The 21,108-nt window shown below is 73.7% G+C and carries 19 protein-coding genes; 11 read left to right on the top strand and 8 right to left on the bottom strand.

Features of this window, described 5'->3' with window-relative positions; translation table 11 throughout:
• Positions 1–25 precede the first annotated feature (25 nt).
• From ABT158_RS43610 to metH, 3 genes are all read right to left on the bottom strand, one after another.
• Positions 26–490, bottom strand: coding sequence for a cellulose synthase (locus ABT158_RS43610; protein WP_352364024.1), 465 nt, complete (start codon positions 488–490; stop codon positions 26–28).
• Between the two features lie 85 nt (positions 491–575).
• Positions 576–1,217: an HAD family hydrolase gene (locus ABT158_RS43605; RefSeq protein WP_352364022.1), complete on the bottom strand. Its 642-nt coding sequence runs from the start codon at positions 1,215–1,217 to the stop codon at positions 576–578.
• 21 nt (positions 1,218–1,238) lie between these two features.
• Positions 1,239–4,703: a methionine synthase gene (gene metH, locus ABT158_RS43600; protein WP_352364020.1), complete on the bottom strand. Its 3,465-nt coding sequence runs from the start codon at positions 4,701–4,703 to the stop codon at positions 1,239–1,241.
• A gap of 307 nt (positions 4,704–5,010) precedes the next feature.
• Here metH and ABT158_RS43595 point away from each other — a divergent pair, with 307 nt between their 5' ends.
• Positions 5,011–5,865: a PAC2 family protein gene (locus tag ABT158_RS43595; RefSeq protein WP_352325653.1), complete on the top strand. Its 855-nt coding sequence runs from the start codon at positions 5,011–5,013 to the stop codon at positions 5,863–5,865.
• 655 nt (positions 5,866–6,520) lie between these two features.
• On the opposite strand, the gene ABT158_RS43590 is transcribed toward ABT158_RS43595, so the two are convergent.
• The gene (locus ABT158_RS43590) at positions 6,521–7,276 is read right to left on the bottom strand and encodes a sirohydrochlorin chelatase (protein ID WP_352364017.1); all 756 of its coding nucleotides are present in this window, start codon (positions 7,274–7,276) and stop codon (positions 6,521–6,523) included.
• A gap of 197 nt (positions 7,277–7,473) precedes the next feature.
• Positions 7,474–8,619 (bottom strand): uroporphyrinogen-III synthase, encoded by a 1,146-nt coding sequence (locus ABT158_RS43585; RefSeq protein WP_352364170.1) that lies wholly within the window; start codon positions 8,617–8,619, stop codon positions 7,474–7,476.
• 395 nt (positions 8,620–9,014) lie between these two features.
• Here ABT158_RS43585 and ABT158_RS43580 point away from each other — a divergent pair, with 395 nt between their 5' ends.
• Positions 9,015–9,479 (top strand): peptide deformylase, encoded by a 465-nt coding sequence (locus ABT158_RS43580; protein ID WP_352364015.1) that lies wholly within the window; start codon positions 9,015–9,017, stop codon positions 9,477–9,479.
• Here the strand turns inward: ABT158_RS43580 and ABT158_RS43575 are convergent.
• From ABT158_RS43575 to ABT158_RS43565, 3 genes are all read right to left on the bottom strand, one after another.
• Positions 9,415–9,693 (bottom strand): WhiB family transcriptional regulator, encoded by a 279-nt coding sequence (locus ABT158_RS43575; protein ID WP_502911619.1) that lies wholly within the window; start codon positions 9,691–9,693, stop codon positions 9,415–9,417. The genes ABT158_RS43580 and ABT158_RS43575 overlap by 65 nt on opposite strands.
• Before the next feature lie 93 nt (positions 9,694–9,786).
• Positions 9,787–10,707, bottom strand: a complete 921-nt coding sequence (locus tag ABT158_RS43570) for a glycosyltransferase (RefSeq protein ID WP_352364013.1) — start codon at positions 10,705–10,707, stop codon at positions 9,787–9,789.
• Entirely contained in the window at positions 10,704–11,297 is a 594-nt protein-coding gene (locus tag ABT158_RS43565) for a D-glycero-alpha-D-manno-heptose-1,7-bisphosphate 7-phosphatase (protein ID WP_352364011.1), read from the bottom strand. Before ABT158_RS43565 ends, ABT158_RS43570 begins: the two co-directional genes overlap by 4 nt.
• A gap of 173 nt (positions 11,298–11,470) precedes the next feature.
• Between ABT158_RS43565 and ABT158_RS43560 the strand changes: the two genes are divergently transcribed.
• The 9 genes from ABT158_RS43560 to ABT158_RS43520 are packed head-to-tail and all read left to right on the top strand — an operon-like array spanning position 11,471 to position 20,945.
• Entirely contained in the window at positions 11,471–13,102 is a 1,632-nt protein-coding gene (locus tag ABT158_RS43560; protein WP_352364009.1) for a carbamoyltransferase family protein, read from the top strand.
• A complete protein-coding gene (locus ABT158_RS43555; protein WP_352364007.1) occupies positions 13,099–14,160 on the top strand; it encodes a glycosyltransferase family 2 protein in 1,062 nt (353 codons plus the stop codon). The genes ABT158_RS43560 and ABT158_RS43555 overlap by 4 nt, the downstream gene beginning before the upstream one ends.
• Entirely contained in the window at positions 14,157–15,368 is a 1,212-nt protein-coding gene (locus tag ABT158_RS43550; protein WP_352364005.1) for a glycosyltransferase family 9 protein, read from the top strand. Before ABT158_RS43555 ends, ABT158_RS43550 begins: the two co-directional genes overlap by 4 nt.
• Positions 15,365–16,558 (top strand): glycosyltransferase, encoded by a 1,194-nt coding sequence (locus tag ABT158_RS43545; RefSeq protein ID WP_352364003.1) that lies wholly within the window; start codon positions 15,365–15,367, stop codon positions 16,556–16,558. The genes ABT158_RS43550 and ABT158_RS43545 overlap by 4 nt, the downstream gene beginning before the upstream one ends.
• 2 nt (positions 16,559–16,560) lie before the next feature.
• Complete coding sequence (locus ABT158_RS43540; RefSeq protein ID WP_352364001.1) at positions 16,561–17,109, top strand: D-sedoheptulose-7-phosphate isomerase; 549 nt, start codon at positions 16,561–16,563, stop codon at positions 17,107–17,109.
• Positions 17,109–18,452, top strand: coding sequence for a PfkB family carbohydrate kinase (locus tag ABT158_RS43535; protein ID WP_352363999.1), 1,344 nt, complete (start codon positions 17,109–17,111; stop codon positions 18,450–18,452). The genes ABT158_RS43540 and ABT158_RS43535 overlap by 1 nt, the downstream gene beginning before the upstream one ends.
• On the top strand, positions 18,449–19,123 hold the full coding sequence (locus tag ABT158_RS43530; RefSeq protein ID WP_352363997.1) for an SDR family oxidoreductase: 675 nt from the start codon (positions 18,449–18,451) through the stop codon (positions 19,121–19,123). Before ABT158_RS43535 ends, ABT158_RS43530 begins: the two co-directional genes overlap by 4 nt.
• Positions 19,114–19,986, top strand: coding sequence for a glycosyltransferase family 9 protein (locus ABT158_RS43525; protein ID WP_352363995.1), 873 nt, complete (start codon positions 19,114–19,116; stop codon positions 19,984–19,986). The genes ABT158_RS43530 and ABT158_RS43525 overlap by 10 nt, the downstream gene beginning before the upstream one ends.
• Positions 19,983–20,945 carry a UDP-glucuronic acid decarboxylase family protein gene (locus tag ABT158_RS43520; protein WP_352363993.1) on the top strand — a complete coding sequence of 321 codons (963 nt, stop codon included), beginning with the start codon at positions 19,983–19,985 and terminating at the stop codon, positions 20,943–20,945. The genes ABT158_RS43525 and ABT158_RS43520 overlap by 4 nt, the downstream gene beginning before the upstream one ends.
• The last annotated feature ends 163 nt before the right edge of the window (positions 20,946–21,108 follow it).

Below are 21,108 nucleotides of genomic sequence, written 5' to 3'. Positions count from 1 at the left end.
GATCCACGACCGTTTCCGTCCGAAATCAGCTGATGCCGCGGCGCTTCAGAAGCGCTTCGATATCGGAGAAGTCATCGTCGTTCTTGGGGGTCTTCGGGGCCACCGACGGCTGCGCCTTGTTCGCTACGGGCTGAACCGGCGGCTTCCCGCCCGGCTCCGGAGCGGCCTTCTTCCTGCGCCCCACGGACAGCCTGCGGCCGCGCATCACCCCGGAGACCACGAACAGCACGGCGGCCAGGCCCGCCACGGCCACACCGGCCCACACCATCGGGTTGAGCACCAGCCCGGTGACGAACCCCACCGCGGTCGCCCCGATCGTCCACAGCGCGCTGAGCGCGCCGGTCAGGTAGGCCGCCACCGGCAGCAGGGACCAGGCCGCCAGCCTCATCCCCGCGGCCGCGCCCCGGCGCCTGAAGGCCAGGAAGCTCAGCACCAGCCCTACCGCCGTCACCCCGGCGCACAGCGGCAACCAGGCGATCTGATTGAACATTACGGCCGCCCCTCGTCTCGACTACGCCTTCCATCCTGGCACGCGAAACGCCGGGAGCCTCTCCTCCGCGAGGACCAGACGCCCCCTAGGGGATCAACGCGCGCAGATCGGCGACGCCGACGCCGGCCAGCGAGGAGACCACCAGGCGACCCGGGGCCGGCTCGACCGGCAGCAGGTTGGGGACGGCAACGACGGCGCAGCCGGCCGCCGTGGCGGCCGCCACGCCGTTGGGTGAGTCCTCCAGCACCACGCAGCGCACCGGCTCGACGCCGAGCAGCCCGGCGGCCTTGAGGTAGGGCTCGGGGTCGGGCTTGGTCCGCTCGACGTCGGCGGCGGTGACGACGACGTCGAAGCGGTCTTCGCCGAAGCCCTTCAGCACGGCGTCGGCGATCTCCCGCATCGACGAGGTGACCAGGCCGACCGGCACCCCCTCGTCGCGCAGCGCCTCCAGCAGCTCCGCGGCCCCGGGCATGACGGCGACGCCGTCGGCCAGGCGCTCGACCATGCCGGAGACCATCCACTCCTGCACCGTCGGCGCCGGCACGTCGGCCCCTGAGACGGCGAGCATGTAGTCGAGCGTGCGCTCCATGGACCCGCCGACCAGGTGGGCCTGGTGCTGCGGCGTCCACTCGGCGCCGAGCCTGGCCATCACCCTGGTCTCGATCTCCAGCCAGACCTTCTCGCTGTCGACGAGCAGGCCGTCCATGTCGAAGAAGACCGCTTCCACGTGCTTTCCCCCGATGACGAACTAGACGTTGAAGTACTTGGCCTCGGGGTGGTGCGCGACCAGCGCCGAGGTGGCCTGCTCGGGGTGGAGCTGGAACTCCTCCGACAGGCTGACGCCGATGCGCCCCGGGTCGAGCAGCTCGAACAGCTGCTGCTGGTCCTCCAGGTTGGGGCAGGCCGGGTAGCCGAAGGAGTAGCGGCAGCCCTGGATGTTGACCTTGAGCATGTCGTCGAGGGTCTCCTGGCCGCCGATGCCCCACTCCGCGCGCACCCGGGCGTGCCAGTACTCGGCCAGCGCCTCGGTGAGCTGCACCGACAGGCCGTGCAGCTCCAGGTAGTCGCGGTAGGCGTCCTTGGCGAACAGCTCGGCGGTGGCCTGGGAGATCTTGGCCCCCATGGTGGCCACCTGGAAGCCGACGACGTCGACCTCGCCGGAGTCCTTGCCCCGGAAGAAGTCGGCCAGGCACAGGTGCCGGTCGCGGCGCTGGCGCGGGAAGGTGAAGCGGGTGCGCTCGTTGCCGTCGTCGCCCAGGATGATCAGCGAGTCGCCGTCGCTGACGCACGGGAAGTAGCCGTAGACGACGGCCGCCTCCAGCAGGCCCTCGGTCTGCATGCGCTCCAGCCACATGCGCAGCCTGGGCCGGCCCTCGGTCTCGACCAGCTCCTCGTAGCCGGGCCCGTCGCCGCCCCTGGTGGGCTTGAGGCCCCACTGGCCCAGGAACAGGGCGCGCTCGTCGAGGAAGGCCGCGTACTCGTTCAGCGAGATGCCCTTGACCACGCGGTCGCCGTGGAAGGGCGGCGTGGGCACCGGGTTGTCGGCGGCCACGTCGGAGCGGGCGGGCAGCTCCTCCACCGGGGTGCGCTGCAGCACCGCGCCGGTCTTGACCCGCCGCTCGCGCAGCGGCGGCAGCGTGGCGCCCTCGACGCCGCGCTTGACGGCCATGAACGAGTCCATCAGCCGCAGCCCCTCGAACGCGTCGCGGGCGTAGCGCACCTCGCCCTCGAACAGCTCGGCGAGGTCCTGCTCGACGTAGGCGCGGGTCAGCGCGGCGCCGCCGAGCAGCACCGGGTACTTCTCCGACAGGCCCCTGGAGTTCATCTCCTCCAGGTTCTCCTTCATGATGACCGTCGACTTCACCAGCAGCCCGGACATGCCGATCACGTCGGCCTTCTGCTCGTCGGCGGCCTCCAGGATGGCCGAGACCGGCTGCTTGATGCCGAGGTTGACCACCTGGTAGCCGTTGTTGGACAGGATGATGTCCACCAGGTTCTTGCCGATGTCGTGCACGTCGCCCTTGACCGTGGCCAGCACGATGCGGCCCTTGGTCTCGCCCTCGACGCGGTCCATGTGCGGCTCCAGGTGGGCCACGGCGGCCTTCATCACCTCGGCCGACTGCAGCACGAACGGCAGCTGCATCTGGCCGGAGCCGAACAGCTCGCCGACCGTCTTCATGCCGTCGAGCAGCACCTCGTTGATGATCTCCAGCGCGGGCCGCTGGGTGAGCGCGTCGTCGAGGTCGGCCTCCAGGCCCTTGCGCTCGCCGTCGATGATGCGCCGCTTGAGCCGCTCCCACAGCGGCAGCGCGGCCAGCTCCTCGGCCTTGCCGGCGCGCATGGCCGCGGCGTCGACGCCCTCGAACAGGTCCATGAAGCGCTGCAGCGGGTCGTAGCCCTCGCGGCGGCGGTCGTAGACCATGTCGAGCGCGACCTGGCGCTGTTCGTCGGGGATGCGGGCCATCGGCAGGATCTTGGAGGCGTGCACGATGGCGGAGTCGAGGCCGGCGTTGACGCACTCGTTGAGGAACACCGAGTTGAGCACCATGCGGGCGGCCGGGTTGAGGCCGAAGCTGATGTTGGACAGCCCCAGCGTGGTCTGCACGCCCGGGTAGCGGCGCTTGAGCTCGCGGATGGCCTCGATGGTCTCCAGGCCGTCGCGCCTGGTCTCCTCCTGGCCCGTCGCGATGGGGAAGGTCAGGCAGTCGACGATGATGTCCTCGACGCGCATGCCCCAGTTGCCGGTCAGGTCCTCGATGAGGCGGGTGGCCACGCGCACCTTCCAGTCGGCGGTGCGGGCCTGGCCCTCCTCGTCGATGGTCAGCGCGACGACGGCCGCGCCGTGCTCGCGCACCAGGCGCATGATCTTCTGGAAGCGGGAGTCGGGGCCGTCGCCGTCCTCGTAGTTGACGGAGTTGACGGCCGCCCGGCCGCCGAGCATCTCCAGGCCGGCCTGGAGCACGGCGGGCTCGGTGGAGTCGAGCATGATCGGCAGCGTGGAGGCGGTGGCGAAGCGGAAGGCCAGCTCCTTCATGTCGGCCACGCCGTCGCGGCCGACGTAGTCGACGCACAGGTCGAGCATGTGGGCGCCGTCGCGGGCCTGGTCGCGGGCGGTCTCCACGCAGTCGTCCCAGCGGCCCTCCAGCATCGCCTCGCGGAAGGCCTTGGAGCCGTTGGTGTTGCAGCGCTCGCCGATGGCCAGGTAGGAGGTGTCCTGGCGGAAGGGGACCGTCTGGTAGAGGGAGGAGGCGCCGGGCTCGGGGTGGGGGCGGCGCGCGACCGGCTCCTTGCCGCGCACCCGCTCGACCACCTGGCGCAGGTGCTCGGGGGTGGTGCCACAGCAGCCGCCGACCAGCGACAGGCCGTAGTCGCGGGCGAAGGTCTCGTGCGCGTCGGCCAGCTCCTGCGCCGACAGCGGGTAGTACGCGCCGTCGGAGGTGAGCACCGGCAGGCCGGCGTTGGGCATGCAGGACAGCTTGAGCCGGGAGTGGCGGGCGAGGTAGCGCAGGTGCTCGCTCATCTCGGCCGGGCCGGTCGCGCAGTTGAGCCCGACGATGTCGACGCCGAGCGGCTCGATCGCGGTGAGCGCGGCGCCGATCTCCGAGCCGAGCAGCATCGCGCCGTTGGTCTCGATCGTCACCTGGGCGATGATCGGGACGTCCCGGCCGGCCGCCTCGACGGCCCGCTTGGCGCCGATGACGGCGGCCTTGACCTGGAGCAGGTCCTGGCAGGTCTCGATGATGAGCGCGTCGGCGCCGCCCGCGATCAGGCCGGCCGCGTTGTCGCGGTAGGCGTCGCGCAGGCTCCGGTAGGGCAGGTGGCCCAGCGTCGGCAGCTTGGTGCCGGGACCCATCGAGCCGAGGACGAAGCGCGGCTGCTCGGGCGTGGACCAGTGGTCGGCCCGCTCGCGGGCGATGCGGGCGCCGGCCTCGGAGTACTCGAAGACGCGCTCGCCGATGTCGTACTCGCCGAGCGCGGCCAGGTTGGCGCCGAAGGTGTTGGTCTCGACGCAGTCGACGCCGACGGCGAAGTACGCGTCGTGCACGCCCTGGACGATGTCGGGGCGGGTGACGTTGAGGACCTCGTTGCAGCCCTCGTGCCCCTCGAAGTCGTCGAGCGTCGGGTCCTGCGCCTGGAGCATCGTGCCCATAGCCCCGTCGGCCACGATCACGCGCTGGGACAACACTTCTCGGAAGGACGGGGAGATGCTCATGCTGTAGAGCTTATCGGCTGAGTCCCGACCGCTTATTCTTCCGCCTGTCAATTGACGCAGCGTCCAATACCGGTGGGCCCGGCCGGCTCCCGTGGCGTCGTCCCGGCGGGCGGTCCGCCCCCTTTCGGGGTGATCCGCTAGGGGCGAACGAAAGGGAGGGGTGAGCGCGCCGGGACGGGGGATAGTGGCGTGGTGGGCTGGGCGAAAGGGGTGGGCCGGTGGCTCGGAGCGTTCGCGGGGAGATCGGTGACGCCGACGCCTGCTTACCGCATAGGCTTAGCGCGATGAGGGAGAGAGGAGGCGACACGTGATCGAGCTCGAAGGGCTCCCCGAGCTCGTCGACCCGGTGCTCATTGCCGCGTTCGAGGGGTGGAACGACGCGGGCGAGGCTTCCAGCGGTGTGATCGCCCATCTCGAGTCGTCCTGGAAGGCCGAGCCGCTGATCGCGCTCGACCCCGACGACTACTACGACTTCCAGGTCACCCGTCCCGTGGTGGAGATGGGCGACGGGCTGACCCGGTCCATCGTGTGGCCGACGACGCGGCTGTTCCACGCCCGTCCGCCGGGCAGCGAGCGCGACGTCGTGCTGCTGCGCGGCATCGAGCCCAACATGCGCTGGCGCTCGTTCTGCGCCGACATCATCCAGGTCTGCCGCGAGCTGGGCGTCGAGCTGGCGGTCATGCTGGGCGCGCTGCTCAACGACTCGCCGCACACCCGTCCGGTGCCGATCCTGGGCGGGGCCACCGACGAGGCGCTGGCCCGTTCGACCAACCTGGAGCTCAGCCGCTACGAGGGCCCCACCGGCATCGTCGGCGTGCTCCAGCACGCCTTCGGCGAGGCCGGGCTCGACGCGATCTCGCTGTGGGCCTCGGTCCCCCACTACGTCGCCCAGCCGCCCAACCCGAAGGCCACCCTCGCGCTGCTGCGCCGCATGGAGGACGTGCTGGAGATCCCGATGCCGCTCGGCGACCTCGACGAGGAGGCGCGCGCCTGGGAGCGCGGCGTCGACGAGCTGGCCTCGCAGGACAGCGAGGTGGCCGAATACGTCAAGGAGCTGGAGGAGCGCAAGGACGCGGCCGAGCTGCCGGAGGCGAGCGGCGACGCGATCGCCGCCGAGTTCGAGCGCTACCTGCGCCGCCGCGACCGCGACACCGACAGCTGACCCCGAGGCCCGGTCCACCACACCCGCCGGCCGACTCCCGGGCTCACCCCGCCCCAGGCCCCCACACCCGACGACTGACTCCTGGGGCATCCCGCCCCAGGCTGCCCGGCTGCCTCCGGGTCCCATCCCTCGGGCTGTCCCACCCGACGCCTGACTCCAGGCCCCATCCCGGCCCAGGGCGCCCCACCCGGCCGCTGGCTCCGGGGCCCATCCCGTCGCACGCCGCCACATCCGACGGACTGCTCCCGGAGCAATCCCACGGCACGGACCTCCACACCCGGCTGCTGGTTCCGGCGGCCATCCCGTCTCAGACCGCCACACCCGACGGCCTGCTTCCGGAGCAGTACCGCGGCAGGGGCCCCCCGGCGGCCGACTCTGCGGGCGGCCCTCGGGGGTCGGGCCGGGGTGGTGAGGGCGTGTGGCAATGTCCCAGGCCGCGTTGAGGAGGTTGCGTGTTGCGCCCCCGAGGCCAGCGCTGTGAGGTCGCGCATCTGCATCCCCGAGGCCGGACGGTGAAGGGACGCTCGGCGACATGCCCGGCCGGGGCTGAAGGGACGCTCGGCTACATCTCGGGCGGGCTCACGGGGTTGCTCGCTGCATCTTCCAATGCCTGTGGGGTCGCGTGGCCGGATTTCGGGGCGTGTGAGGGCGGGGGTTACGTCCGGGCGGCGGGGGTCGGGTGCGGGTGTCGGTGTGTGAGGGACTGGTCGTAGCGGTGCCAGATCAGGGTGGTCACGGCGGGGTCCGGGGAGAGCGGGGCGGTGACCAGGTCGGCGCCCGAGGCGGTCAGCCGGTCGTGGAAGAAACCGGGGGCCAGCACGTACGAGGCCACCACCACCCGGCCACGGGACGTCCTGCGCGCCTGGTCCACCGCGTCGGGCAGCGACGGCGTCCCCGAGGCGGCGAAGGCCGCCGTGACCGGCCGCGACAGGCGTACCGAGAGCCGCCGGGCCGCGGCGCGCACGTCGGCGAGCCCGGCGGGGTCGGACGAGCCCGCCGCGCCCAGGATCACCGTGTCGTCGGCGCGCAGCCCCGCCTGGACCAGCGTGCGGACGAGCGCCGAGGTCAGCAGGGGGTGCGGACCCAGCGGGCCGGCCACCAGCGCGTCCGGACGGCGGCCGGCGACCACCTCGGGCAGGTCGACGTGCACGTGGTAGCCCCCGGCCAGCAGCAACGGCACGACCACCACCGGCCCCGGCACGGCCGGCAGCACGTCGGCGAGCAGCGGCGCGCTGATCTCCAGAAAACTCGGCTCGACCCGGCATCCGGGCCGGGCCCTGCGGACCGAACGGGCCAGCGCGACCAGCGCCCGCTCCCCCGCCGCACTCCGCGTGCCGTGCGCGGCCAGCACCAACGCGGGCAGCGCCCTGTCCTCCATCGCGGGCCCGCTCACCAGAGGGGACGCATCCACCAGAGCAGGCGCACGTACGAGAGCGGGGGCATGCACGAGAGCGGGGGCATGCACGAGAGCGGGGGCATGCACGTGCCCAGGTGCACGCACCACATCGCACGCACCCACGACATCAGGTGCACGCACGAGAGCAGGGGCACGTACGGGAGCGGGCCCGTCGGCTGGTGTCGGGGCCCGGTCGGTGGGCTGGTGGGGGGTCATGGGGTGGGGTCGTGGGGGCAGGCCAGGCGGTAGCCGCGTTTGACGACCGTCTCGACGATGCCGCTCGGCCCCAGCGCCCGGCGCAGCCGGGTGACGGCCATCTCCACCGCGTGCTCGGCCGAGTCGCGGGCCACGCTGCCCGGCAGCACCGTGCGCAGGTCGGCGCGGGAGACCACGTGGCCCGGCTTGTCGGCCAGGCGTTTGAGCACCGCCATCGGCGCGGGCGGCAGCGGACGCAGGTCGCCGTCCACGACGACGGCGTGACCGCGCACCTCCAGCCGGTGCCCGCCCGCGACCAGCCGGGTGACGCCGTGCTCGGGCAGGTGCCTGGCCAGCGCCCGGGCCAGGGCGCCGAGCCGGGAACGGTCGGGCCGCAGGACGCGTACGCCGCGCGAGGTCAGCGGCTCGGCCGTCACGGGCCCCACGCAGGCGGCCACGACGGACCCGCCGAACGCGGCCAGCAGCGCGTCCTCCAGCCCGTCGGAGCGGGCCGCGCCGAGCATGGCGTGGACGGCGGGCGCGCTGGTGAAGGCCACCGCGTCCACGGCCCCGGAGACGGCCTGGCTGATCAGGCGGCGCAGGGGCGAGCCGTCGCGGCAGGGCAGCCACCGGTAGACCGGGATCTCGATCACCTCGGCCCCGGCCGAGCGCAGGGCTGCCACGAAGGCGGTGAGCGGCTCCCCGTGCTGCTGGACGGCGATGCGCCGGCCGCGCAGGTCCTGGGCGAGCAGGTGCTCCTTGACCTCGTCGCAGGACTCGGTGACGGGCGTCCAGTGGTCGGTCAGCCCGGCGGCCCGTACGGCTCCCCTGGCCTTGAGGCCGCGGGTGAGCAGGCGGGCCCGGCCGAGGTGGTCGGCGAGGTCGGCGGACAGGCCCCAGCCCTCGGCGGCGGCCATCCAGCCGCGGAAGCCGACGCCGGTGGTGACGACCACGTCGTCCAGGGGGGCCTGGAGGGTGAGCCGGGTGGCGGCGAGCAGGTCGGCGTCCTCGGCCAGGGGCACCAGGCGGATGGCGGGGGCGCTGACGACGCGGGCGCCGCGCCGCGCCAGCAGCGCGGCGAACTCCTCCCGCCGCCGCGTGGCGGTCACGCCGATGGTGAACCCGGACAGCGCGTCGGGCGCCGTCTCAGGTGACCCTTGGATGAATCCGGCCGGCGCGTCGGACGCCGTCTCAGGTGACCCTTGGATGAATCCGGCCGGCGCGTCGGACGCCGTCTCTGGAGACCCTTGGATGAATCCGGCCGGCGCGTCGGACGCCGTCTCGGGAGATCCTTCGGAGAGGGCGGTCATGCCGGTACCTCCGGGCAGGTGGGGCCCGGCCGGGCCCCGAGCACCCGGCCGGGCATCACAGGCGCGGGCGACGCAAGTGAGATCACCCTCCGATCCTGCTTTCGGGTGGTTTCACCCCTGGGTCTCCGCTGTTACCGCTGTGCTACAAGGCAAAGCCTTCAGGGTTGAGGGGATCCGGCGACGGGAACCGTTCCGCATGATGATCGCGGCGTTTCGGGGAGTTGCGGGTGACGGTCCGGCCTATTCGCGTGTTCGACGATCCGGTGCTCCGCGTGGTGGCGGAGCCGGTGCACGACTTCGACCGGGAGCTGCGGCGCCTGGTGAAGTCGCTGACGCTCACCCTGCGGGCGGGCACGGGCCGGGCGGGCCTGTCGGCGCCGCAGATCGGCGAGCCGGTACGGGTGCTCGTCTACTCCTACGACGGCCGTTCCGGTCATCTGGTCAACCCGCGGCTGGAGCTGTCGGAGCGGCGGATCACCGCCGACGAGGCGTGCCTGTCGGCGCCGGGCCTCTGGCGTCCGCTGGAACGCTCCTACATGGTCACGGCGCGCGGCCGCGACATGTTCGGCAAGCCGGTGACGCTACGGGCGCTGGGCGTGCTGGCGAGGGTGCTGCAACACGAGGCCGATCATCTCGACGGGGTGCTGTTCAGCGACCACCTCGAAGCTGAGGAGCGGGAACGCTTTCTTGCCGAGGCACTGCCGGCGAGCTGAGCTCACGCCGCTGTTCGGGGTCGGTGCCGCCCCACACGCCGTGCGCCTGCCGGGTGTCCAGCGCGTACTGCAGGCAGGGCCGGCGCACGGGGCACCGGCCGCAGACGGTCTTGGCCTTCTCGACCTGCGAGCGGCCGGGGCCTTCGAGCGAGATCGGGAAGAACAGTTCGGGGTCCAGTTCCAGGCAGGCTGCCCTGCGTGACCAGTTGAGCATCATCATGCCCATCGCGCCTACCCATGCCTTCCGGCGTCATACCTGTCGGATCCCGGCTCGGACCTCGATATGGATTCCGGCTCGGATCCCGGCTCAGATCTCGGCCAGCAGCCGGTCCCAGTCCCGCAGGAACCTGGGCAGGCCGTAGCGGGCCAGGGCGGCGGCGCGCGCGGCCTTGCCGGCCTGGGCGGCCCGCTCGGGGTCGGTGACGAAGGCGTGCAGGGCGTCGGCCAGCACGTCCACCCTGGTGGAGATCACCCCGGCCTCCTGCGGCACCGCCTCGACGGCCTCGGTCGTGGCCAGCGCCACGACGGGCAGGCCGAGGGTCATGGCCTCGATGAGGGCCAGGCCCAGCGACGTCCAGCGGTAGGGGTGCAGGTAGGCGCGTCTGCGGGCCAGGGCGGCGTGCATGACGTGCTGCGGCAGGTCCTCGTAGGTGCCGTAGGGCAGGCCGTCCACCTTCATGCCGAACACGTCGAGCGGGACGCGCTCGGCGAAGCGCGGCAGCAGGTCGGTGCCGGCGACCCTGGTACGGCGTACCGGCTCGTTGACCACGACGCCGGCCCTGGCCAGCTCGCCGGTGTACAGGTGGCCGGGGTCGGGGACGCCGTGCTCGATCACGCGGGTGGGCGCCCGGCCGTTGTCCCAGAACAGCTCGTTGAAGTGGGTGACGTGCACGATCGTGACGTCGTCCTGGCCGGACAGCGGGTGCCTGGTCCGCGGGACGTCGCCGGCCGGGGTGTTGTGCTCGACGTACACGCCGGGCGCCGCGCGGCCGAGCCATTCGCGGGCCAGGTCGATCTCGTGCGGCCGCTGGTAGACGACCACGTCGATGGGCTCGTCGCGGAGCCGGTCGTAGGCCACCTCGCGGACGTTGTCGGGCCAGTCGTAGGTGGCGGCGCGCCCTCGGCCGTCGGGACCGCGGCCGGCGACGAGCGGCAGCACATAGTCGTGGCCGCCGCTGACGAAGGCGCTGGTCCACGAGCCGTGGACGTGCCAGATGAGGATCCTCACCAGCGGCTCCAGCCCATGGCCCGGGCCCAGGGCGCGGCCGAGGCCGCCGCCACGGGCAGCTCGGGCGCGCTGAGCACCCGGTCGACGACGTCGGTGAGATCGTCGGCGACCTCGGCCGCCTGCTCGATCTCCTCCTCCAGCGTCTGCCTGGTCGGCACGAGGATGCCCCGGGCCCCCGCGGCCCTGGCCGCCTCCATGTCCCGGCCGATGTCGCCGACCACCACGCAGTCGCGCGGGCTGACGTCGAGGACGGCGGCCGCCCTGATCACCAGCCCCGGCGCCGGTTTGCGGCAGGTGCAGCCGTCGGCGTCGTCGTGCACGCAGATGGCCCACGCGTCGAACGGCCCGAGCAGCTCCTCCACCCTGGCGTTCACCTGGTCCATCTCGTCGGGCGAGAGCAGGCCCTTGGCCACGCCGGACTGGTTGGTGACCACCGCGACGGGCACGTCGGCCCGGCGGAGCCTGCCGAGCGCCTCGACCGCTCCCGGCATGGGCTCGACGAGGCGCGGGTCGCCGTTGTACGGCACGTCTTTGATCAAGGTTCCGTCCCGGTCGAAGAGGACGGCCCCGGGACGTCGCTTTTCGAACACCTTCCACCTCCGTCGCGTGGTCCGGCAGCTACCCGGCCCACCACCCGGCAAACAACTACTCAGAGTAACCAACCCCAGGCGATTGCGCCCGTTTTCGCATCTCCCGAGGTAGCCCCAGGTTTGAGAGCCGCTTCTCTCGGTAGCGGTTCTCGACATCTGCGGGGGAGGAAACGATGAAGTTTCTCGGCATCAACGCGATCTTCCACGACCCGGCCGCGGCGCTGGTCGTCGACGGGAAGATCGTGGCCGCGGCGGAGGAGGAGCGCTTCAGCCGCCGCAAGCACGGCAAACGGCCGCTGGCGTTCTCCGCGTGGGAGCTGCCCGAGCAGGCCGCCGCCTGGTGCCTGCACGAGGCGGGCCTGTCCCCCGAGGACCTGGACGCCGTGGCCTACTCCTACGACCCGGCGCTGGTCGTCCAGCGGCCGGAGGGCGACTGGGAGGACCTGCGCACGAAGTACGCCGTCCGGGCGCCCGCCTTCCTGGCGACCGCGCTGCCGGGCCTGGACGCCGGGCAGGTCACGTACGTGCCGCACCACGTGGCGCACGCCGCCTCGGCCGGCCTGGCCTCCCCCTGGCGCGACTGCGCGGTGCTGGTGTGCGACGGGCGCGGCGAGAACGTCTCGCACCTGGCCGGCCGCTACCGCGACGGCGAGCTGGAGGTGCTGGCCGCCCAGGAGCTGCCGCACTCGCTCGGCCTGATGTACGAGGACGTCACCCAGCACCTGGGCTTCCTGCGCTCCAGCGACGAGTACAAGGTCATGGCCATGGCCTCCTACGGCCGGCCGCGCCACCTGGAGTCGCTGCGCGAGATCATCTACACGACCGGCGACGGCGGATTCCGCGTCGAGCCGGTCGACTGGAACGTCTACGTCAAGGCCCTGGCCATGGGCGAGCCGTGGACCTCCGACCACGCCGACCTGGCCGCCAGCGTGCAGGCCCGGCTGGAGGAGGTGCTGCTGGAGCTGGCCCGCTGGCTGCACGAGCGCACCGGCGAACGGCGGCTCGCGCTGGCCGGCGGGGTGGCGCTGAACTGCGTGGCCAACACCCGGCTGCTGGACGAGGGGCCGTTCGAGGAGGTGTGGGCCCAGCCGGCCGCCGGCGACTCCGGCACGGCGCTGGGCGGCGCGCTGCACCTGGCGCAGACCTACGGCGAGCCGGCCGGGCCCATGCCGGGCGCGGCGCTCGGCCGCGGGTTCACCGACGAGGAGCTGGGCGCCTGGCTGGACGTGGCGCGGGTGCCGTACACGCGGCCGGCCGACCTGGGTGCGGCGGTGGCCGCCGAGCTGGCCGCCGACCGGATCGTGGCCTGGTTCCAGGGCCGGTCCGAGTACGGGCCGCGGGCGCTCGGCCGCCGGTCGCTGCTGGCCCATCCGGGGCACGCGGGCAACACCGAGCGGCTCAACGACGTCAAGGGCCGGGAGCAGTTCCGGCCGATCGCGCCGATGGTCCTGGAGTCCAGGGCGCCGGAGATCTTCGGGCGGGGGCCGGTGCCCTCGCCGTACATGCTGTTCGTGCACGACGTGCGCGAGCCCTGGCGGGACCGCATCCCGGCGGTGGTGCACGTGGACGGCACCGCGCGTATCCAGACGATCTCGCCGGCCGACGATCCGCTGATGGCGCGGGTGCTGACCGAGTTCGAGGCGCGCACGGGGCTGCCGGTGGTGGTCAACACCAGCCTGAACACCGCGGGCCGGCCGATGGTCGACGACCCGCGCGACGCGCTGGAGTGCTTCGGCTCCTCGCCGGTGGACGTGCTGGCGCTGGGGCCGTACCTGGTGCGGCGCGGGGAGGTGTTCGCGTCGTGATCACCGTGGTGATCCCCACCATCGGCCGCGCCACGCTGCGGGAGACGCTGGCGGCGGTGGGCCGGACGGTGCCGGTGATCGTGGTGGACGACCGGCGGGCGGACGCCGCCCCGCTGGACCTGCCCGATCACGTGCGGGTCGTGCGCTCGGGCGGCCGGGGCCCGGCGGCGGCGCGCAACGCCGGGTGGCGGGCCGCCGGGACGCCGTGGGTGGTGTTCCTCGACGACGACGTGATCCCCGCGCCCGGCTGGGCCGAGGCGGTCTGGAAGGACCTGGTGGACCTGCCCGACGACGTGGGCGGCAGCCAGGGCCGGATCGTGGTGCCGCGGCCGTCCGGCCGGCGGCCCACCGACGCCGAGCGGCACACGCTGGGGCTGTCGGACGCGCTGTGGGTGACGGCCGACATGGCCTACCGGCGTTCGGTGCTGGAGCAGACCGGCGGGTTCGACGAACGTTTCCCCCGCGCCTACCGGGAGGACGCCGACATCGCCCTGCGGGTGACGCGGGCGGGCCACCGGCTGGTCGCGGGCGAGCGGGTGACCACGCACCCGGTGCGCCAGGACGGGTTCTGGGCGAGCGTGCGCTTCCAGCGCGGCAACGCCGACGACGCGCTGATGCGGCACCTGCACGGGCCGGGCTGGCGTCAGGCCATCGGCGGCTCCGGCGGCCGGCTGCGCCGCCACGCCGTCACCTCGGCCGCCGCGCTCACGGCCGCCGCCCTCGGCCTGGCCGCCACCGTGGCCCGCCCGTCCGGGCGAGGACGCGCGGACCGGTGGCCCGCGAGACGGCCCGGCAGGCGGCCCGGCAGCCGGCCCTGCAGGCGGCTCGATCAGCGGCCCGGCCGGCGCGGCGCGGCCGGCGGGTGGCGGGCGTTGCCGCTGCTGGCCGCGGTCGCCGGAGCCCTGTGGGCCGCGATGACCGCCGAGTTCGCCTGGCGGCGCATCGCCCCAGGGCCGCGTACCCCGCGCGAGGTGTGGCGCATGGCCGTCACCAGCGTGGTGATCCCGCCGGTCGCCTGTGTGCACCGGCTTCGGGGGGAATGGAGGTGGCGGCGATGAGACGTCGCGATCCGGCGGCTCGGTGCGGCCGCGGCCGTACGAACGCCACGCAGTGCCGCGATAAGGCCGGACGGGCCGCCGCCCGCGCCCGCAAGCCCGCGGAACCCACCACAGCGCAGACCACCACGGCGGAGACCACCACAGCGGCGTGCCGGGCGGCCGGAGAGCGCGGCGGCGGCCGGGGGCGCGTCCTGGTGGCGCGGCTCGACGACGCCGGAGACGTCCTGCTGGCCGGGCCCGCCACCCGGGCCGTGCGCACGCTCGCCGACGAGCTGGTCTTCCTGGCCGGCCCCAACGGCCGGGCCGCCGCCGAGCTGCTGCCCGGCGTGGACCGGGTGATCGAGTGGCGGGCGCCGTGGATCGACCACTCCCCCGCCGCCGTGTCCAACGCCCAGGTCGCCGACCTGATCGCCCGGGTGAAGGGCGTGGACGAGGCGCTGCTGCTGACCTCCTTCCACCAGTCGGCGCTGCCGCTGGCCCTGCTGCTGCGGATGGCCGGCGTGCGGCGCGTCTGCGCGATCAGCAACGACTACCCCGGCTCGCTCCTGGACGTCCGGCACGTCGTGGACGAGACCCTCGACGTGCCCGAGGCCGAGCGCATGCTGGCCGTCGCGCGGGCCGCCGGGTTCGATCTGCCACCCGGCGACGACGGCAAACTGGCTGTTCGGCGGCCCTTGCCGGATATCGGCCGGGAAAGCGGGCATCTCCTAGGCGTCGGCGGCGCTGCCGATGAACGCTCGTACGTCGTGGTGCATCCAGGGACGTCAGCCCCCGCCAGAACGTGGCCCGCCGACAGGCATCGGCAGGCCGTCAGGGAGCTGGTGGACGACGGGCACCGGGTCGTCGTGACCGGCAAGGAACGTGACCTCACCGCCTACGTGGCCGGCGACGCGGCAGTCGACCTCGGGGGCAGGACCACGTTCGCCGAGCTGGCCGCCGTGATCGAAGGCGCCAGTGTGCTGGTGGCCGGGAACACCGGTCCGGCGCACCTGGCCGCGGCGGTCGGCACGCCGGTCGTGAGCCTGTTCGCCCCTGTCGTCCCCGCCGCTCGATGGGCCCCATACGGCGTTCCCACGGTGCTGCTCGGCGACCAGCAGGCGCCCTGCTCGGGAAGCAGGGCGCGCACCTGTCCGGTGGCCGGGCACCCGTGCCTGTCCCTGGTGACAAGTGAGCAGGTGGTCAAGGCAGTGAGGGAGCTGACGCAGTGAAGGTCGATCTCATCTCCGAACACGCCGATCCGCTGGCGGCCATCGGTGGCGTGGACGCGGGCGGGCAGAACGTCTACGTCGCGCACCTGGCCGTCGCACTGGCCGAGCGCGGGCACACGGTCGTCGTCCACACCAGGCGCTCGGCGCGGTCGCAGCCCGACGCGGTGACCCTGGCGCCCGGCGTCACGGTCGAGTACGTCACGGCGGGCCCGGCCGCGGTCGTGCCGAAGGACGAGCTGCCGCCGTACATGCCGGAGTTCACCGAACGCCTGGCCGCCCGCTGGGCGGCCGACCCGCCGGACGTGGCCCACGCGCACTTCTGGATGAGCGGCCAGGCGGCCCTGCGGGCCGCCGCCGGGGGCGTGCCGGTGGTGCAGACCTTCCACGCGCTCGGCACCGTGAAGCGGCGCTGGCAGGGCGAGGCCGACACCAGCCCGGCGCACCGGATCGACACCGAACGCGAGATCGGCAAGCGGGCCGACGCGGTGCTGGCCACCTGCAGCGACGAGGTGAGCGAGCTGTGCGCGATGGGCGTGCCCGAGCGGCGCGTCACGGTGGTGCCCTGCGGGGTGGACCTGACGGCGTTCCGCCCGCAGGGGCCGGTCGCGCCGCGCGCGGGCGCCAAGGTGGTGCTCAGCATCGGCCGGATGGTGCCGCGCAAGGGCGTGGACACCCTGATCGCCGCGCTGCGCCAGCTCCCGGACGCCGACCTGGTGATCGCCGGCGGCGGCCCGGACGACGAGGAGGAGACCGCGCGGCTGCGCGACCTGGCCCTCGCCTACGGGCTCCAGGACCGGGTGCACCTGATCGGCAGCGTCCCGCGCACGCACGTGCCGGCGCTGATGCGCTCGGCCGACGTCGTGGTCACCGTGCCCTGGTACGAGCCGTTCGGGATGGTCCCGATCGAGGCGATGGCCTGCGGCGTGCCCGTCGTGGCCTCGGCGGTCGGCGGCCACCTGGACACGGTCGCGGGCTGCGGCGTGCTGGTCCCGCCGCGCCGCCCGCGGGCGCTGGCCAGGGCGCTGCGCGACGTGCTCGCCGACCCGGGCAGACGCGCGGCGCTGGGCGCGGCGGGGGCGCGGCGGGCCCGCGAGCGGTACGGCTGGTCCCGCATCGCCGAGCAGACCGAGGCGGTGTACACGCAGGTCATCGACGGCAAGCTCTGCCGGCTGGCCGCTCTGGGGGGTTGATCATGGACAGACATCTGGAAAAGCTCTGGACCACGCTGGAGCAGGTCGACGACCACGCGGTCACCATCCGCGCCTGGGGCGGGAAGCTGGCCGGCGTGCTGTCGGCCGGCGGCCGGCTGCTGGCCTGCGGCAACGGCGGGTCGGCGGCCGAGGCCCAGCACCTGACGGCCGAGCTGGTGGGCCGCTTCAGGGCCGATCGGCCGCCGTACGCGGCGATCCCGCTGCACGGCGACAGCTCCTCGATGACCGGGATCGCCAACGACTTCGGCCACGAGGAGGTCTACGCCCGCCAGGTGCGGGCGCACGGCCGTCCCGGTGACGTGCTGATGTGCCTGTCGACCAGCGGCGGCAGCCCCAACGTGCTGGCCGCGGCCCGGGCCGCGCAGGAGGTCGGCGTCGTCGCCTGGGCGCTGACCGGGCCCGCGCCGAACCCGCTGGCCGACCTGTGCGACGAGGCGGTGGCCGTGCCCGCGCAGGAGACGGCCACCGTCCAGGAGGTGCACCTCGCCATGATCCACCTGCTCTGCGACGCCATCGAGGAGGCCGTCTGATGGGCCCCCTCGTCGTCATCGGCGACACGCTGCTCGACGTGGACGTCGAGGGCGACAGCGAGCGGCTGTGCCCGGACGCGCCGGTCCCGGTGGTCGACATCGCGGCCGAGCACGCCCGCCCCGGCGGGGCCGGGCTGGCCGCGCTGCTGGCCGCGCGGGACGGCGCGGAGGTGGTGCTGATCACCGCGATCGGCGACGACCCCGACGGTCACCGCCTGTGTGCGCTGCTGTCGGAGGAGGTCGAGCTGGTACGCCTGCCGCTGAACGGCGGGACCGTGCGCAAGACCAGGGTCAGGTCGAGGGGCCAGACCATGCTCAGGCTCGACAGCGGCGACGGCGTCACCCGGTCCGACCCGCCCGGCGAGATCCCCGAGGAGATCACGGCGGTGCTGGCCCGCGCCGGCGCCGTGCTGGTCTCCGACTACGGCAGGGGCGTGGCCGGAATCGCCCGGGAGCTGCTGCGCGAGGCCCGCGTACCGGTCGTGTGGGACCCCCATCCCCGGGGCGGCCCGCCCATGCCGGGCTGCACGCTGGTGACGCCGAGCGAGGCGGAGGCCAGGATGTTGTGCCCGGACGGCTACCGCGGCCCCGACCACGCGGCCCGCCGCCTGGTGCGGGAGCTGCGCGCGGCAGCCGTGGCGGTCACCACCGGCGGCAACGGCGCCACGCTGGCCGTCCAGGGCGGCCCGCTGACGCGGGTGCCGCCGCCGGTGACGGCGGCCGGGCAGGACGCGTGCGGCGCGGGCGACCGGTTCGCCGGCGCCGCGGCGCTCGCGCTGCGGGACGGCGCGGACGTCGAGGAGGCGGTCACCATCGGCGTCGGCGAGGCCTCGCGCTTCGTCGAGCGCGGCGGGGCCGCCACCGTCAGGACCCAGGAACAGCGGCTCGGCGACCGGCCGCGCACCGCGCTGGAGGTGGCCAGGCTCACCCGCGCGCAGGGCGGCCGGCTGATCGCCACCGGCGGCTGTTTCGACCTGTTGCACGCGGGGCACGTGAGCCTCCTGCGGCGGGCCAGGGCGCTGGGCGACGCTCTCGTCGTCTGCGTCAACTCCGACGACTCGGTGCGCCGGCTGAAGGGCCCGTCCAGGCCCGTCGTCGACGCGCGTGACCGGGTCGAGGTGCTGCGGGCGCTGAGCTGCGTGGACGCGGTCCTGGTGTTCGAGGAGGACACCCCGGCCGAGTCCATCGAGCTGCTGCGGCCCGACGTGTGGGTGAAGGGCGGGGACTACGAGGGGGAAGTCCTGCCCGAGTCAGAGGTCCTCAAGCGGCTCGGCGCCGAGTTCGTCGCGCTCAGCACGCTGCCGGGACGTTCGACCAGCAATCTGATCAGGGAGATCCAGTGAATATTTTGATCACCGGGGGCGCCTCCGGTCTCGGCCTGGCCACCGCCGAAGCGGTCGAGAAGGAGGGCTGGCGGGCGCTCGTCGTCGACGTGCGCGAGCCGGACCAGCGCTTCGACCACGTCACGGCCGACCTGGCCGACCGCGGGCAGGCCGAGCGGGCCGTGCGCGAGCTCGCCGAGCGGGCCGGCGGCCTGGACGGCGTGGTGACCGCGGCCGGCATCGACGCCTGCGGACGCCTGGAGGACGTGCCCGCCGACGACTGGGAGCGGGTGATCCAGGTCAACCTGCTCGGCACGGCCGCCGTCGTCCGGGCGGCGCTGCCGTACCTGAAGCGGAGCCGCGGCAAGGTGGTGACCTGCGCCTCGACGCTCGGGCTGCGCCCGCTGAGCGACGCCTCGGCGTACTCGGCGTCCAAGTTCGGCGTCGTCGGCTTCACCAGGGGGCTGGCGGTCGAGCTGCGCGGCGAGGTGGGGGTGACCCTGCTGATCCCGGGCGGCATGCGGACGAGCTTCTTCGACGGGCGTCCCGAGCAGTACAAGCCGGGCCCGGAGGCGGGGCTGAACGACCCGGCCGACGTCGCCCAGACCGTCGTGTTCGCGCTCCGGCAGCCGGCCGGGTGCGAGGTCAGAGAGCTGGTCGTCTGCCCCTCCACGGAGACGTCATGGCCCTAGAACTGCTGGCGTTGCGCGGGCTCGGCCTGGGCGACCTGCTCACGGCCGTCCCCGCGCTGCGGGCGCTGCGCCAGTCCTTTCCCGGGCACCGGATCACGCTGGCCGCGCCGCAGTCCCTGGAGGCCCTGCTGCCGCTGATCGGCGCGGTGGACGCCCAGGTGGACGTGTCCGGGCCGGGCCCGGTGCCGTTCCAGCGGCCCGACATCGCGGTCAACCTGCACGGCAAGGGGCCGCAGAGCATCGAGGCGCTGCGCGCCACCGGTCCGGGCCGGCTGATCAGCTTCGGCGTCGGCCCGCCGTGGCAGGACGGCGTGCACGAGGTGCGGCGCTGGTGCGGCCTGCTGGAGTGGCACGGCATCCCCGCCGACCCGGAGGACCTGACGCTCGGCATCTCCGACCGGACGGGCCCGGTGATCGTGCATCCGGGGGCCGCCTACCCGGCGCGGCGCTGGCCGCCCGAGCGGTTCGCCGAGGTCGCCGCGGCGCTGGACGACGTGGTCGTCACCGGCAACGCCGACGAGGTGCCGATCGCCAGGAAGGTCGCCGAGCTGGCCGGGCTGCCGCCGGAGCGCATGCTGGCCGGCCGCACCCGGCTGGCCGACCTGATCGACCTGGTCAGCCGGGCCCGGCTGGTGGTCTGCGGCGACACCGGGGTCGCGCACCTGGCGACGGCGTTCTGCGTGCCGTCGGTGGTGCTGTTCGGCCCGGTGCCGCCGTCGGAATGGGGGCCGCCGCCCGGATGGCGGCACGTGGCCCTGTGGGCCGGTCGCAAGGGCGACCCGCACGGCCTGCGCCCCGATCCCGGCCTGCTCAGGATCGAGGTGTCGGAAGTGGTCGACGCAGCTCTGGAGGTCACGTCATGAAGGCTCTGGTCACCGGCGGAGCCGGCTTCCTCGGTTCCTACCTGTGCGAACGGCTGCTGGACGAGGGCGCCGAGGTCATCTGCATGGACAGTTTCCTGACCGGCGGCCCGCGCAACGTCGAGCACCTGCTGGACAACCCGGCCTTCCGGCTCATCGAGAGCGACCTGACGGGGTACGTGCACGTCCCCGGCCGGGTGGACCTGGTGCTGCACTTCGCCTCGGCCGCCTCGCCGGCCGACTACCTGCGCTACCCGATCGAGACGTTGCGGGTGGGCAGCGTGGGCACCCTGCACGCGCTCGGGCTGGCCAGGGAGAAGGGCGCCCGGTTCGTCCTGGCGTCCACCAGCGAGGTGTACGGCGACCCGCTGGAGCACCCGCAGAAGGAGACGTACTGGGGGAACGTCAACCCGGTCGGCCCGCGCAGCGTGTACGACGAGGCCAAGCGCTTCGCCGAGTCGCTGACCACCGCCTACCGCCACTCGCGCGGCACCGACACCGGGATCGTGCGCATCTTCAACACCTACGGCCCGCGGATGCGCCCGTTCGACGGCCGGGCGATCCCGACGTTCATCCGGCAGTCGCTGAAGGGCGAGCCGGTGACCATCACCGGCGACGGCACCCAGACCAGGTCGATCTGCTACGTGGACGACACCGTCTCGGGCATCCTGGCCATGGCCCGCAGCGACTTCACCGGCCCGGTCAACATCGGCAACCCGGACGAGCTGACCATGCTGGAGCTGGCCACCCTCATCCGCGACCTGACCGGTTCGGCCTCGGAGATCGAGTTCATCGACCGGCCCGCCGACGATCCGAAGGTGCGCCGGCCCGACACCACCCTGGCCGCCGAGCGGCTGGGCTGGCGGGCGGAGGTGCCCGCCAAGGAGGGGCTGCGGCGCACGATCGAGTGGTTCACCGCGGAGCTCGCCGCGAACGACACGTTCGAGGAGCTGCGTGTGTGACGGAGAACGCCGAGGGATCGGCGACTCCACGGGAGGTCGTGGGGGGGGGGGGGAAAAACCCGCCCCCCACCACGAGCCGCCGGGGGGGGGGGGGGGGGGTGTGGCGCGCGGGGGGGGGGCGGGAAGTGGGGGGGTGGTAAAGGGCGGGGGCTGAGGGGGGGGC

Source organism: Nonomuraea sp. NPDC001636, assembly GCF_040298265.1.
Lineage (GTDB): Bacteria > Actinomycetota > Actinomycetes > Streptosporangiales > Streptosporangiaceae > Nonomuraea.
The sequence above is the reverse complement of the archived record's forward strand: the minus strand, read 5'-3'. Positions and strand labels throughout refer to the sequence as shown.

Coding starts and splice junctions, on each gene's coding strand:
- ABT158_RS43550 (WP_352364005.1), top strand. CDS start 14,157: ATGAGACGTCGCGATCCGGCGGCTCGGTGCGGCCGCGGCCGTACGAAC.
- metH (WP_352364020.1), bottom strand. CDS start 4,703: ATGAGCATCTCCCCGTCCTTCCGAGAAGTGTTGTCCCAGCGCGTGATC.
- ABT158_RS43540 (WP_352364001.1), top strand. CDS start 16,561: ATGGACAGACATCTGGAAAAGCTCTGGACCACGCTGGAGCAGGTCGAC.
- ABT158_RS43575 (WP_502911619.1), bottom strand. CDS start 9,693: ATGCTCAACTGGTCACGCAGGGCAGCCTGCCTGGAACTGGACCCCGAA.
- ABT158_RS43520 (WP_352363993.1), top strand. CDS start 19,983: ATGAAGGCTCTGGTCACCGGCGGAGCCGGCTTCCTCGGTTCCTACCTG.
- ABT158_RS43535 (WP_352363999.1), top strand. CDS start 17,109: ATGGGCCCCCTCGTCGTCATCGGCGACACGCTGCTCGACGTGGACGTC.
- ABT158_RS43525 (WP_352363995.1), top strand. CDS start 19,114: ATGGCCCTAGAACTGCTGGCGTTGCGCGGGCTCGGCCTGGGCGACCTG.
- ABT158_RS43610 (WP_352364024.1), bottom strand. CDS start 490: ATGTTCAATCAGATCGCCTGGTTGCCGCTGTGCGCCGGGGTGACGGCG.
- ABT158_RS43560 (WP_352364009.1), top strand. CDS start 11,471: ATGAAGTTTCTCGGCATCAACGCGATCTTCCACGACCCGGCCGCGGCG.